This is a genomic window from Amphibacillus sp. Q70, assembly GCF_052055485.1.
Taxonomy (GTDB): domain Bacteria; phylum Bacillota; class Bacilli; order Bacillales; family Amphibacillaceae; genus Amphibacillus.
Genome location: NZ_CP197171.1, coordinates 963957 through 977696, shown reverse-complemented (window position 1 = coordinate 977696; position 13740 = coordinate 963957). Strand labels below are relative to the sequence as shown.

The following is a 13740-nucleotide window of genomic DNA, read 5'->3' as shown; positions in this document are numbered from 1 at the left end:
TTGTCGATGTTCGCTTTATTTGGCGAATAACTAAAAAAACAGTAAAATAGAAAGGTGTATAAAATGACTTTAATTTAAAATAGTGTGGTGATTATATGTTACTTGTCTTAGATGTTGGTAATACAAATACAGTACTAGGTTTATTTGAAAATGATGAGTTAATGTTTAAATGGCGGATTAAAACTGACCGTGAGAAAACAGAAGATGAATATGCGATGTTAGTAAGCTCGCTTTTTGAACATCATGCTTTGAAACTTGAGGTTGTCAGTGATATTATCATTTCTTCTGTTGTACCACCGATCATGTATGCTTTAGAGATGATGGCGAAAAAATATTTTAAGCTTAGTCCTGTGATTGTTGGTGACTATCCAATTGATAAGTATTTGAATATGAAGTATCCAAATCCGAAAGAACTTGGAGCTGACCGAATCGTCAATGCTGTTGGTGCGATTAAAGAATATGGCCGTCCGCTTATTATTATTGATTTTGGAACAGCAACAACCTATTGCTATATTGATGAAACATCTGCTTATGTTGGTGGGGCAATTATTCCAGGTATAAAGATTTCAGTAGATGCTCTATATGATCGAGCAGCCAAGCTACCTCGAGTTGAGATAGAGAAAACGGAGAAAATTATTGGTTCTTCAACAATAGATGCGATTCAATCAGGCGTGTTTTTTGGTTATGTCGGGCAGGTTGATGCAGTCGTTCGCCACATGAAGAGAGAAAGTAAACAAAATCCTAAAGTGATTGCGACGGGTGGATTGGCTGAGCTAATTGGTGAGCAGTCTTATGAGGTTGATGTCATTGATTCATTTCTGACCTTAAAGGGTTTAGCGGAAATACATAAAATTGTTAAGTGAAGAGGGAGTTTTTATATTGAGTGATTATTTAATTAAAGCAACGGCATGCGAAGGAGCCATTCGGGCGTATGCGATTCAATCAACTGAATTAGTGGAAGAGGCAAGGCGACGTCAAGATACATGGGCAACTGCAACTGCTGCGCTAGGTAGAACGTTAACCATCTCAGCTATGATGGGGGCGATGCTAAAAGGTGAAGATAAGTTAACTGTAAAGTTGGAAGGTGATGGGCCAGTAGGTCCAATTATAGCAGATGCCAATGCAAAAGGAGAGGCGAGAGCTTATATTACGAAACCACATGTTGATTTTGATTTGAATCAACAGGGGAAATTAGATGTTGCTCGTGCAGTAGGGAAGAGTGGTCACTTAAGTGTTGTTAAAGATCTTGGTCTAAAGGAACATTTTACTGGACAAGTTCCGATTATTTCGGGAGAAGTTAGTGAAGACTTTACTTATTATTTTGTTCGTTCTGAGCAAGTTCCTTCAGCTGTTGGAGCTGGTGTTCTGGTTAATCCAGATCAATCCGTTTTAGCTGCTGGCGGATTCATTGTCCAAGTGATGCCAGGCGCATCAGAGGAGACAATTGATTATCTTGAACAGAGAATTGAATCAATTCCTGCGATTTCTTCACTCATTCAAGCTGGAAAAAAGCCAGAGGATATTCTTGCTGAAATATTTGGAAAAGAACAAGTTCATCAACTGGAAAAGCTGCCAATTATTTTTCGTTGTAGCTGTTCATTAGAAAGAATAAAGAATATTATTAGTGGATTAGATCCTGAAGAAATTGATCAAATGATTGAGATTGATGGTGGTGCTGAAGCTACGTGTCATTTTTGTAATGAACAGTATTTTGTCACAAAGGAAGAGCTAATCGAGCTTAAACAATCTTAAATAATTTGAGGGGTTACAATAGTTATGCGCAAAATTATACTTATTATTATTCTAGTGTTAATCACTACGAACGTGTTAACTTTTATTTTAATGAGGAATGGTGGAAGGGATAAACAGTATCCGGAATCAGGTGAAATTGATATAAAAAAGCCTGTTGCAACAATCAATGGGGAAGAAATTTATTACAATGATTGGATGTACTATTTGGAGACTAATTACGGTGAAGAAGGGTTAAAAGAAATGATCAATCATCAAGTGGTCTCAGAATTGGCTGATCAAAATGACTTAGCCGTTAATCCAGAGGTCATTGATTTGGAAGTTGCATTTTTAGCCACTTTAGCTGGGCAATTACCAGAGGATCGAGTAGAAACGATTGAACAGGGTTGGCGTGAAACCATTGAACATAATTTATTAACAGATATGCTATTTACCAGGGATGTAGATGTGTCAGAAGGTGAAATTCAAACTTATTATGATACATATCAGTCACAGTACCATTTTTCACACCGAGTTGAGCTTTCACATATTGTAGTAGATGATCAAGCGACAGCAGATCGTGTTTATCAAGAATTGGAAGATGGTGCTGATTTTCAAGCTTTAGCTTATGAATATACAATAGATGAAGATTCTCGAGCAGCGGGAGGTTACTTAGGTTTTTATACACGAGATAGTAATTTTTTGCCGGTTGATTATTTTGATCAAACGAATGATATGGAGCAACATAGCTACAGTGAGCCATTTCTTGGAGATCAAGGTTATGTCATTCTCTATTTACATAGAGAACTCCCTGAGATTGAGCTAGATTATGATCAATTAAAGGATTATATCCGGGTCAAAATCGCCATCGAAGAGTTGGGTGAAACACCATCAGTTAGAACTTTTTGGGATGAGCTTGATATTGATTGGATTTATTGACAAATAAAAATGATCAGCATATAATTAAACTAATAAGTTTACTCGGAATTAGGAGGGTGTTTAAATGAAAGTAGCAAAGTCAATAGCTGATTTAATTGGAAACACACCGATTGTAAAGTTAAACCGTTTATCAGGAGCAGATGATGCTGAGATTTATGCAAAGTTAGAGTACATGAACCCAGGGAGCTCAGTAAAGGATCGAATTGCTTTAGCTATGATTGAAGCAGCTGAGGCAAATGGTCAATTAAAAGAAGGCGATACCATTATTGAGCCGACAAGTGGAAATACGGGGATTGGGATCGCAATGGTTGCTGCTATAAAAGGCTATCGTTCCATCTTAGTTATGCCAGACACAATGAGTCTTGAACGCAGAAATTTACTCCGAGCCTATGGTGCAGAGCTCGTCTTAACCCCGGGATCAGGCGGGATGAATGCAGCAATTAAAAAGGCTGGAGAATTAAAAGAAGCAAATGGTTATTTTATGCCACAACAATTTCAAAATGAAGCGAATCCAATTGTTCATGAACAAACAACAGGTCAAGAAATTGTTGAACAAATGGGTGATCAATTAGATGCTTTCATTGCAGGTATTGGTACAGGTGGTACGATAACAGGAGCTGGTAAAGTTCTGAAAGAGAAGTATAAAGAGATAAAGTTATATGCTGTTGAACCAACGGATTCAGCCGTGTTATCAGGGAAGGAGCCTGGACCACATAAGATTCAAGGTATTGGTGCTGGCTTTATTCCAAAAGTTCTTGATACAAAGATTTATGATGATATTATTACGGTTACGAATGATCAGGCTTATGATACAGCTAGAAAAGCTGCTCGACTCGAAGGTTTACTAGGTGGCGTTTCTTCCGGAGCTGCTTTATATGCCGCTCAACAAGTTGCTAAAACTTTAGGAAAGGGAAAAAAAGTATTAGCTGTTATCCCAAGTAATGGAGAACGCTATTTATCAACACCCCTATATCAATTTGATGAAGAATAATGATCAAAGGCAGCTCTCTAAATTTGTGAGAGTTGCTTTTTTTTTTTGAAAATTAAGTGATTAGCTAAAACTGAACTAATTTCTTAAAAAGATAAAGTTTTATCGCTAAATAATGATTGAATTTGACAAAATAGACTGCCAAATAATGATAAATGGTGTTAGAATAAAAGAAAAACATAAGGGGTGATCCACTTGAACCAGGTTATTTTGACAAAGCAAGGGAAAATAGACCTCACAAAAAAAACGATAATTATGGGTATTTTAAATGTAACTCCGGACTCTTTCTCGGATGGCGGTCAATATAATGATCTTGATAAGGCCGTTGCACAAGCTAAGCAAATGGTCGCAAATGGTGCTGATATTATTGATATAGGTGGTGAATCAACCCGTCCTGGACATACCCCTATAACAGCAGAAGAAGAGATTGAGCGGGTAGTGCCAATCATTGAAAAAGTAAGAGCGTCTGTTTCTGTTCCCATATCGATTGATACATTTAAAGCTAAAACGGCTCGATTTGCTATTGAAGCGGGTGCCGATATAATAAATGATATTTGGGGTGCGAAATTTGATCCTGAAATTGCTGGCGTTGCTGCAGATTATCAAGTACCAATTATTTTAATGCACAACCGAAAAGTGGCTACATACAATCATCTTATTAAAGATATGCAAGCCGATTTGCTTGAGAGTATTGAGATTGCTAAGCAAAATGGTGTCAAAGATGAACAAATCATTTTAGATCCAGGTATTGGTTTTGCAAAGAATATGGAGGAAAACTTAGAGGCAATGCGCCAATTAGCTATATTTAAAAAAATGGGTTATCCGATTTTGTTGGGAGTTTCTCGAAAAAGAGTGCTTGGTCACGTGCTCAATTTACCGATTGAAGAGCGAGATGAAGGGACGGGCGCGACGACAGCTTTTGGAATTACTAAAGGTGTTGATTTTGTTCGTGTTCACGATGTCGCTATGAATGCTCGTATTGCAAAGATGACTGATGTACTGATTGGAAAGGGTGTGAATTGAAATGGATAAAATATATTTAAATGGATTATCTTTTTATGGTTATCATGGTGCAATCAAAGAAGAGAATGTCTTAGGGCAACGTTTCTTAGTTGATTTAGAACTGTTATTGAATTTAAAAAAAGCTGGAGAAACAGATAAGCTTGATTATTCAATTCATTATGGCAACGTTTTTGAGTTGACTAAAGCGATAGTTGAAGGTGAGTGTTATGCCTTAATTGAAGCAGTTGCAGAGAAAATTGCTACTGAACTGTTGGCCAATTACCCGCTTTTAGATGCGTGTAAAGTAAAAGTTATTAAACCAGACCCGCCTATTGCAGGAAATTACCAATCAGTAGCAGTTGAGATATATAGAGAGCGGCAAAAGTTATGAGTAGAGCATATATCGCATTAGGGTCAAATATATCGTCACGTGAAGGTTATTTAAAACAAGCTATTGATGCATTAGCTTGTCACGATTTGATTACAATTAAGAAGCAATCTTCAATCTACGAAACAGACCCGGTAGGATATGAAGACCAAGAAAGGTTTTTAAATCAAGTGATTGAGCTTGATACGACTTATACTGCACTGGAATTATTGAATATCTGTCAAATGATTGAAAATGAGTTGGGTAGAAAACGAGAAGTAAGATGGGGGCCACGTACAATTGACCTTGATATTTTACTTTATAATCAAGAGAATACGATGAAGGATCAATTGATTATACCACATCCACGTATGCATGAAAGAGCGTTTGTTTTGGTGCCATTAGTAGAACTTGACCCAAATTTAACTATACCAACGATTAATAAGACGGTGCGCGAACAATTGTCGCTGATACCAAATCAAGAAAAAAGGGGCGTTATAAAATGGATCAAGAGAGATGGGGCAGAAGAATAAAAGCTTTTCGAAAACTAAAAGGCTTGACACAAATTGAATTTTCGGATGCGATCGGTATTTCCTTATCGATTGTTGGAGAGGTTGAACGAGGAATGCGTAAGCCTTCTGATGAATTTTTAGAGCGGACAGTTGAGGTATTAGGTGTATCGCTAGTAGAGTTAGAGCCACCTATAGATAAGTTGAACTCAAGAGGAGATAAACAAAGTATTTCGAATCAATAATATAACCATTCCTAATTATGTTGTTCTGACTTCAATGACAGAAGTTAGTAACCGGGTTTTTTCGCTATGAAAATGCGGGGGCATACTACTTTGGCAGGTATGAAAAAAGCTCTTAAAGGAAATGGTAAAGTACGTCAAGTCATTAATTGAGATTGAAACATGTGATTAACTTGAATAATTGTTGAGTCTAGCTATTCAACAAACTGTAATTATCTAGTTATTCTTAGTTTAGGAATTAAGTGTTAGCTAGCTTTAAATGTTTCTAATGATGTGTTAGAAATCAGGAAGATGCTATGATACACTAATGAAATAACTTATTTTATTTGTACTTTAGGAAATTATAGAATTTTTATATTCAAAGTAAAGGGAAATCAAAGTATTCAGTAAAAGACAAATGAATGCGAGTTTTCTAAAAGATAATGAAGAATCGGAGTGGATGACAGATGTCAGAAGAATTAAATGAGCATATGCGGATTCGCCATGAAAAAATGAATGCTATGCGTGATAAAGGTTTAGCCCCTTTTGGTGATAAGTTTTCTCGGACGCATGTTGCCAGCGATCTGGTAGCAAATTATGATCAATTTTCCAAAGAAGAGCTAGAGGAAAAGGCAGTAGATGTAACCGTTGCTGGCCGTATTATGACAAAGCGTGGTAAAGGAAAAGTGGGATTTTCGCATATCCAGGATTTTAGTGGGCAAATTCAACTTTATGTTCGTAAAGATACTGTTGGAGAAGTTGCCTATGAATTATTTAAGACCGCTGACTTAGGTGATATTGTTGGGGTGTCGGGATTAATGTTTAAGACGAATGTTGGCGAATTATCTATAAAAGTCACTTCATTTACTATTTTAACGAAATCATTACGTCCGTTACCAGAGAAATTCCATGGGTTGAAAGATGTTGAGCAGCGTTACCGTCAACGATACTTGGATTTGATTACAAATCATGATAGTAAAGAAACCTTTATTATGCGCAGTAAAATTATCCAATCCATGCGCCGTTACTTGGATGAAGCTGGATTTTTAGAAGTTGAAACACCAATGCTACACAGTATCCCGGGTGGTGCCTCAGCTCGTCCTTTTATTACACATCATAATACACTTGATATGGAGTTATATATGAGAATCGCTATTGAGCTCCATTTGAAGCGTCTGATTGTTGGTGGAATGGAACGCGTCTATGAAATTGGACGAGTCTTTAGAAATGAAGGGATATCAACAAGGCATAACCCTGAATTTACAATGATAGAGCTTTACCAAGCTTACGCGGATTACCATGACATTATGAATTTAGTTGAGAATATGATTGCTCATATTGCTGATGAGGTGACTGGCTCGACAACTATTACCTATGGAGAAGATACAATTGATTTGAAGCCAAACTGGAAACGAGTGCATATGGTTGATGTTATAAAAGAATATACAGGTGTTGATTTTTGGAAGCAAATGACTGATGATGCGGCCAAAGCATTAGCTAAAGAGCACAATATTGAAATTAAAGAAACGATGACTTTTGGCCATATTGTTAATGAGTTTTTTGAACAGCGTGTAGAAGAGCAACTTATTCAACCAACATTTGTTTATGGTCATCCTGTGGAAATTTCCCCATTGGCTAAAAAGAATAAAGAAGACGAGCGCTTTACAGATCGATTCGAGTTATTCATTGTTCGTCGTGAACATGCGAATGCCTTCTCAGAATTAAATGATCCTATTGATCAAAGAGAACGTTTTGAAGCTCAGGTTAAAGAAAAAGAACAAGGGAATGATGAAGCGCATGAAATGGATGAGGATTTCTTAGAAGCGCTGGAATATGGTATGCCGCCAACAGGCGGGTTAGGAATTGGGATTGATCGATTAGTCATGTTATTAACTAATGCCCCTTCAATAAGAGATGTCCTATTATTTCCGCAAATGAAAAATAAAGAATAATAAGTAAACAAATCATAAACACTCAGTGGTTTTACCACTGAGTGTTTAAATGTATTTATTTCATGAAAAATGTGTTGTAAAAAAAGTTGACGTGTAGTTAATAACATGATATATTATTCAAGTCGCCAAAATTGAACAGCAATTTAACAAGAGAAATTTTTTTGAGGAATTTGAAAAAAATATTGACATTACATCAACTACTTGTATATAATATAAAAGCTGTCGCCAAAAAAGACGACACTTAATTGATCTTTGAAAACTGAATCCAAACAACCATTAAGTTAAGCAAAGAAGTAAGAAGAAGCTAGTGCTTCAAAGCAGAGTAGAAGAGATACTCATTCAATATTATTGAGAGTTTGATCTTGGCTCAGGATGAACGCTGGCGGCGTGCCTAATACATGCAAGTCGAGCGCGTGAAACCCTTTCGATCTCTTCGGAGTGATAAAGGGTGGAACGAGCGGCGGACGGGTGAGTAACACGTGGGCAACCTACCTATGAGACGGGGATAACTCGCGGAAACGCGAGCTAATACCGGATAAGACCTCTGATTACCTAATGAGAGGATAAAAGGCGGCTTAAAGCTGTCACTGATAGATGGGCCCGCGGCGCATTAGCTAGTTGGTGAGATAACAGCTCACCAAGGCAACGATGCGTAGCCGACCTGAGAGGGTGATCGGCCACACTGGGACTGAGACACGGCCCAGACTCCTACGGGAGGCAGCAGTAGGGAATCTTCCGCAATGGACGAAAGTCTGACGGAGCAACGCCGCGTGAACGAAGAAGGTTTTCGGATCGTAAAGTTCTGTTGTTAGGGAAGAACAAGTAGGAGAGTCACTGCTCGTACCTTGACGGTACCTAACGAGAAAGCCCCGGCTAACTACGTGCCAGCAGCCGCGGTAATACGTAGGGGGCAAGCGTTGTCCGGAATTATTGGGCGTAAAGCGCGCGCAGGCGGTTTTTTAAGTCTGATGTGAAATCTTGCGGCTCAACCGTAAGCGGTCATTGGAAACTGGAGAACTTGAGGACAGAAGAGGAGAGTGGAATTCCACGTGTAGCGGTGAAATGCGTAGAGATGTGGAGGAACACCAGTGGCGAAGGCGACTCTCTGGTCTGTAACTGACGCTGAGGTGCGAAAGCGTGGGGAGCGAACAGGATTAGATACCCTGGTAGTCCACGCCGTAAACGATGAGTGCTAGGTGTTAGGGGGTTTCCGCCCCTTAGTGCTGGCGTTAACGCATTAAGCACTCCGCCTGGGGAGTACGGCCGCAAGGCTGAAACTCAAAAGAATTGACGGGGACCCGCACAAGCGGTGGAGCATGTGGTTTAATTCGAAGCAACGCGAAGAACCTTACCAGGTCTTGACATCCTTATGGCCGCTTTAGAGATAAAGCTTTCCCTTCGGGGACATAAGTGACAGGTGGTGCATGGTTGTCGTCAGCTCGTGTCGTGAGATGTTGGGTTAAGTCCCGCAACGAGCGCAACCCTTAACCTTAGTTGCCAGCATTCAGTTGGGCACTCTAAGATGACTGCCGGTGACAAACCGGAGGAAGGTTGGGATGACGTCAAATCATCATGCCCCTTATGACCTGGGCTACACACGTGCTACAATGGAGGGTACAAAGGGCAGCGAAGCCGCGAGGTGAAGCCAATCCCAGAAAACCCTTCACAGTTCGGATTGCAGGCTGCAACTCGCCTGCATGAAGCCGGAATCGCTAGTAATCGTGGATCAGCATGCCACGGTGAATACGTTCCCGGGTCTTGTACACACCGCCCGTCACACCACGAGAGTTAGCAACACCCGAAGTCGGTGAGGTAACCCTATGGGAGCCAGCCGCCGAAGGTGGGGCCAATGATTGGGGTGAAGTCGTAACAAGGTAGCCGTATCGGAAGGTGCGGCTGGATCACCTCCTTTCTAAGGAAAATCAGAGCTAGACTGATTAATAGGAACATCTAACTTGAGTTTAGATGATACTTAACACATGTGTTGTTTGGTTCAGTTTTGAGAGATCAATCTCTCAAGCAAGTATTGTACCTTGAAAACTAGATAAGAAATATGACAAGACATCAAATCAAGTAAGAACAAGTCTTTTTTACTGTAAAGCGTGCAAACGCAACTTAGTTAAGTAAGAAAGGGCGCACGGTGGATGCCTTGGCACTAGGAGCCGAAGAAGGACGGGACGAACACCGAAATGTCTCGGGGAGCTGTACGTAAGCAAAGATCCGGGAATATCCGAATGGGGGAACCCTCTACTCGTTATGGAGTAGAGCATTTAACTGAATCCATAGGTTAAATGCGGCAGACCTGGGGAACTGAAACATCTCAGTACCCAGAGGAAGAGAAAGCAAAAGCGATTTCCTGAGTAGCGGCGAGCGAAACGGAACGAGCCCAAACCAAGAAGCTTGCTTCTTGGGGTTGTAGGACACATCACATGGAGTGAGAAAGAAATCATTTACACGAAGCGACTTGGAAAGGTCCGCGAGACAAGGTAAGAGCCCTGTAGTGGAAAAGTGATTTTCTCCGATGTGGATCCTGAGTACGGCGGAACACGAGAAATTCCGTCGGAATCCGGGAGGACCATCTCCCAAGGCTAAATACTCCCTAGTGACCGATAGTGAACCAGTACCGTGAGGGAAAGGTGAAAAGCACCCCGGGAGGGGAGTGAAAGAGAACCTGAAACCGTGTGCCTACAAGTAGTCGGAGCCCGTTAATGGGTGACGGCGTACCTTTTGTAGAATGGACCGGCGAGTGACGATTCTTTGCAAGGTTAAACCGGAAAAGGTGAAGCCGCAGCGAAAGCGAGTCTGAATAGGGCGTTTAGAGTAAAGGGTCGTCGACCCGAAACCGTGTGATCTACCCATGTCCAGGGTGAAGGTCAGGTAACACTGACTGGAGGCCCGAACCCACGTATGTTGAAAAATGCGGGGATGAGGTGTGGGTAGGGGTGAAATGCCAATCGAACACGGAGATAGCTGGTTCTCTCCGAAATAGCTTTAGGGCTAGCCTCAAGGCATGTATTCTGGAGGTAGAGCACTGATTGAACGAGGGGCCCTTACCGGGTTACCGAATTCAGTCAAACTCCGAATGCCAGAGATATATCCTTGGGAGTCAGACTGTGGGTGATAAGGTTCATAGTCGAGAGGGAAACAACCCAGACCGTCAGCTAAGGTCCCCAAGTATACGTTAAGTGGAAAAGGATGTGGCGTTGCCCAGACAACCAGGATGTTGGCTTAGAAGCAGCCATCATTGAAAGAGTGCGTAATAGCTCACTGGTCGAGTGACGCTGCGCCGAAAATGTACCGGGGCTAAACGTATCACCGAAGCTACGGATTGTTCGTTGAACAATGGTAGGAGAGCGTTGTAAGGGCTGAGAAGTCAGACCGAGAGGACTGGTGGAGCGCTTAGAAGTGAGAATGCCGGTATGAGTAGCGAAAAAGAAGTGAGAATCTTCTTCACCGAAAGCCTAAGGTTTCCTGAGGAAGGCTCGTCCACTCAGGGTTAGTCAGGACCTAAGCCGAGGCCGACAGGCGTAGGCGATGGACAACAGGTGGATAGTCCTGTACCACCTCGTGGCCGTTAAGAGCAAGGGGGGGACGCAGAAGGATAGGGAAAGCGCGCGATTGGAAGAGCGCGCCCAAGCCATGAGTCAGTCAGATAGGCAAATCCGTCTGACCTAATGACCAGTGGTGATGGGGAAGGAAATCAAGTACTGAAGTTCCCGATTTCACACTGCCAAGAAAAGCCTCTAGCCAGGACACAGGTGCCTGTACCGCAAACCGACACAGGTAGGCGAGATGAGAATTCTAAGGTGAGCGGGAGAACTCTCGTTAAGGAACTCGGCAAAATGACCCCGTAACTTCGGGAGAAGGGGTGCTTCTTGCATGAGAAGCCGCAGTGAAAAGGCCCAAGCGACTGTTTAGCAAAAACACAGGTCTCTGCGAAGCCGAAAGGCGAAGTATAGGGGCTGACACCTGCCCGGTGCTGGAAGGTTAAGGGGATGCGTTAGCGTCAGCGAAGCGTTGAACTGAAGCCCCAGTGAACGGCGGCCGTAACTATAACGGTCCTAAGGTAGCGAAATTCCTTGTCGGGTAAGTTCCGACCCGCACGAAAGGTGCAACGACTTGGGCACTGTCTCAACGAGAGACCCGGTGAAATTATACTATGCGTGAAAATGCGCATTACCCGCGACAGGACGGAAAGACCCCGTGGAGCTTTACTGTAGCCTGATATGGAATGTCGGCATCCTTTGTACAGGATAGGTGGGAGCCGTTGAAACGTGAGCGCTAGCTTACGTGGAGGCGCCGGTGGGATACCACCCTGAGGGTGTTGACCTTCTAACCCAGGACCGTGATCCGGTTCGGAGACAGTGTCAGGCAGGCAGTTTGACTGGGGCGGTCGCCTCCCAAAAAGTAACGGAGGCGCCCAAAGGTTCCCTCAGAATGGTTGGAAATCATTCAACGAGTGTAAAGGCAGAAGGGAGCTTGACTGCGAGACCGACAAGTCGAGCAGGGACGAAAGTCGGGCTTAGTGATCCGGCGGTGCCGTATGGAAGGGCCGTCGCTCAACGGATAAAAGCTACCCCGGGGATAACAGGCTTATCTCCCCCAAGAGTCCACATCGACGGGGAGGTTTGGCACCTCGATGTCGGCTCATCGCATCCTGGGGCTGTAGCCGGTCCCAAGGGTTGGGCTGTTCGCCCATTAAAGCGGTACGCGAGCTGGGTTCAGAACGTCGTGAGACAGTTCGGTCCCTATCCGTCGTGGGCGTTTGGAAGTTTGAGAGGAGCTGTCCTTAGTACGAGAGGACCGGGATGGACATACCGCTGGTGTACCAGTTGTTCCGCCAGGAGCATGGCTGGGTAGCTACGTATGGAAAGGATAAGTGCTGAAAGCATCTAAGCATGAAGCCTCCCTCAAGATGAGACTTCCCATCATTAGAGTAAGATCCCTCAGAGACGATGAGGTAGATAGGTTCGAGGTAGAAGCATGGTGACATGTGAAGCTGACGAATACTAATCGATCGAGGACTTAACTAAATTAAAAAGCGGAGTCATCCGTTTAACGACGCAGTGACTGGAGCCGATCAACTGAGATAAAGGAATCACGATGAACGAGAGTGAATCGTTGATGACTTATCGTAGGGCGATAGGCGAAGACACCCAGTTGTTGGATGACAGAGCTAGATTATAATACCAAAAAGCTGAAACGACCGTTTAGCAACATCGTTGCTGGGTCAGTGAAGCTGGATTATATGATTTGACTTGTCCGATGCGTTTCTTATCTAGTTTTCAGGGTATACTTCTTATTAGTGGTAGTGGTATGAGAACTTAGTAAGAAAGATATTAATATATATTTTCCGAAAAAAAGACTTGCTTTTAATAGCAAAAATGCATATAATATATTTTGTCCTTGAAAATAAATGTCTAGTGACAATAGCGAAGAGGTCACACCTGTTCCCATACCGAACACAGCAGTTAAGCTCTTCAGCGTCGATGGTAGTTGGGTTTTCCCTGCGAGAGTAGAACGTCGCTAGGCATATAGGAGGATTAGCTCAGCTGGGAGAGCACCTGCCTTACAAGCAGGGGGTCGCAGGTTCGAGCCCTGCATCCTCCACCATTTGCCGGCCTAGCTCAATTGGTAGAGCAACTGACTTGTAATCAGTAGGTTGGGGGTTCAAGTCCTCTGGCCGGCACCATTTTTAAATCTATTCACTAAATTAGTCAAGCAACAGAATTACTAAACTAAATTTTTAATTAATCGATAGAAACACTATTAATGCGAGCCATTAGCTCAGTTGGTAGAGCATCTGACTTTTAATCAGAGGGTCGGAGGTTCGAATCCTCCATGGCTCACCATTTATGCGGGTGTGGCGGAATTGGCAGACGCGCTAGACTTAGGATCTAGTGTCTTGCGACGTGGGGGTTCAAGTCCCTCCACCCGCACTTTTAATTTAATATATGCGGAAGTAGTTCAGTGGTAGAACATCACCTTGCCAAGGTGGGGGTCGCGGGTTCGAATCCCGTCTTCCGCTCTAGGG

General features: G+C 42.5%; 9 protein-coding genes, 5 tRNA genes and 3 rRNA genes. All 17 read left to right on the top strand.

The window, feature by feature from the left end; genetic code table 11:
• Positions 1-95 precede the first annotated feature (95 nt).
• The 17 genes from ACS127_RS04580 to ACS127_RS04500 all read left to right on the top strand — a co-directional run bounded on the left by ACS127_RS04580 (position 96) and on the right by ACS127_RS04500 (position 13734).
• Positions 96-863, top strand: coding sequence for a type III pantothenate kinase (locus tag ACS127_RS04580; RefSeq protein WP_440897242.1), 768 nt, complete (start codon positions 96-98; stop codon positions 861-863).
• Between the two features lie 16 nt (positions 864-879).
• Positions 880-1752, top strand: a complete 873-nt coding sequence (hslO, locus tag ACS127_RS04575; protein WP_440897241.1) for an Hsp33 family molecular chaperone HslO — start codon at positions 880-882, stop codon at positions 1750-1752.
• 24 nt (positions 1753-1776) lie between these two features.
• Positions 1777-2667 carry a peptidylprolyl isomerase gene (locus ACS127_RS04570; RefSeq protein WP_440897240.1) on the top strand — a complete coding sequence of 297 codons (891 nt, stop codon included), beginning with the start codon at positions 1777-1779 and terminating at the stop codon, positions 2665-2667.
• A 64-nt stretch (positions 2668-2731) separates the two neighbouring features.
• On the top strand, positions 2732-3658 hold the full coding sequence (gene cysK / locus ACS127_RS04565) for a cysteine synthase A (protein ID WP_440897239.1): 927 nt from the start codon (positions 2732-2734) through the stop codon (positions 3656-3658).
• A 252-nt stretch (positions 3659-3910) separates the two neighbouring features.
• The gene (folP, locus tag ACS127_RS04560) at positions 3911-4678 is read left to right on the top strand and encodes a dihydropteroate synthase (protein ID WP_440898076.1); all 768 of its coding nucleotides are present in this window, start codon (positions 3911-3913) and stop codon (positions 4676-4678) included.
• A gap of 1 nt (position 4679) precedes the next feature.
• Positions 4680-5048 carry a dihydroneopterin aldolase gene (gene folB / locus ACS127_RS04555; protein WP_440897238.1) on the top strand — a complete coding sequence of 123 codons (369 nt, stop codon included), beginning with the start codon at positions 4680-4682 and terminating at the stop codon, positions 5046-5048.
• Positions 5045-5557 carry a 2-amino-4-hydroxy-6-hydroxymethyldihydropteridine diphosphokinase gene (folK, locus tag ACS127_RS04550; RefSeq protein ID WP_440897237.1) on the top strand — a complete coding sequence of 171 codons (513 nt, stop codon included), beginning with the start codon at positions 5045-5047 and terminating at the stop codon, positions 5555-5557. Before folB ends, folK begins: the two co-directional genes overlap by 4 nt.
• Entirely contained in the window at positions 5527-5778 is a 252-nt protein-coding gene (locus ACS127_RS04545) for a helix-turn-helix domain-containing protein (RefSeq protein WP_440897236.1), read from the top strand. The genes folK and ACS127_RS04545 overlap by 31 nt, the downstream gene beginning before the upstream one ends.
• A gap of 443 nt (positions 5779-6221) precedes the next feature.
• Positions 6222-7706 carry a lysine--tRNA ligase gene (lysS, locus tag ACS127_RS04540; RefSeq protein ID WP_440897235.1) on the top strand — a complete coding sequence of 495 codons (1485 nt, stop codon included), beginning with the start codon at positions 6222-6224 and terminating at the stop codon, positions 7704-7706.
• Between the two features lie 344 nt (positions 7707-8050).
• Positions 8051-9618: ribosomal RNA gene (locus ACS127_RS04535) — 16S ribosomal RNA — on the top strand.
• A gap of 205 nt (positions 9619-9823) precedes the next feature.
• Positions 9824-12739: ribosomal RNA gene (locus ACS127_RS04530) — 23S ribosomal RNA — on the top strand.
• A gap of 386 nt (positions 12740-13125) precedes the next feature.
• Positions 13126-13238: ribosomal RNA gene (gene rrf / locus ACS127_RS04525) — 5S ribosomal RNA — on the top strand.
• Together the 16S, 23S and 5S rRNA genes with 5 tRNA genes alongside form the textbook arrangement of a ribosomal RNA operon.
• Before the next feature lie 5 nt (positions 13239-13243).
• A tRNA-Val gene (locus tag ACS127_RS04520) sits at positions 13244-13319 on the top strand.
• Positions 13320-13322: 3 nt separating this feature from the next.
• Positions 13323-13398: transfer RNA gene (locus tag ACS127_RS04515), tRNA-Thr, on the top strand.
• An 84-nt stretch (positions 13399-13482) separates the two neighbouring features.
• A tRNA-Lys gene (locus ACS127_RS04510) sits at positions 13483-13558 on the top strand.
• 5 nt (positions 13559-13563) lie between these two features.
• Positions 13564-13645: transfer RNA gene (locus tag ACS127_RS04505), tRNA-Leu, on the top strand.
• 17 nt (positions 13646-13662) lie between these two features.
• A tRNA-Gly gene (locus tag ACS127_RS04500) sits at positions 13663-13734 on the top strand.
• The last annotated feature ends 6 nt before the right edge of the window (positions 13735-13740 follow it).

Bases quoted from the DNA above. Each gene is read 5' to 3' on its own strand.
- cysK (WP_440897239.1), top strand. From the start codon at position 2,732: ATGAAAGTAGCAAAGTCAATAGCTGATTTAATTGGAAACACACCGATT.
- ACS127_RS04580 (WP_440897242.1), top strand. From the start codon at position 96: ATGTTACTTGTCTTAGATGTTGGTAATACAAATACAGTACTAGGTTTA.
- lysS (WP_440897235.1), top strand. From the start codon at position 6,222: ATGTCAGAAGAATTAAATGAGCATATGCGGATTCGCCATGAAAAAATG.
- folB (WP_440897238.1), top strand. From the start codon at position 4,680: ATGGATAAAATATATTTAAATGGATTATCTTTTTATGGTTATCATGGT.
- ACS127_RS04545 (WP_440897236.1), top strand. From the start codon at position 5,527: ATGGATCAAGAGAGATGGGGCAGAAGAATAAAAGCTTTTCGAAAACTA.
- folK (WP_440897237.1), top strand. From the start codon at position 5,045: ATGAGTAGAGCATATATCGCATTAGGGTCAAATATATCGTCACGTGAA.
- folP (WP_440898076.1), top strand. From the start codon at position 3,911: ATGGGTATTTTAAATGTAACTCCGGACTCTTTCTCGGATGGCGGTCAA.
- ACS127_RS04570 (WP_440897240.1), top strand. From the start codon at position 1,777: ATGCGCAAAATTATACTTATTATTATTCTAGTGTTAATCACTACGAAC.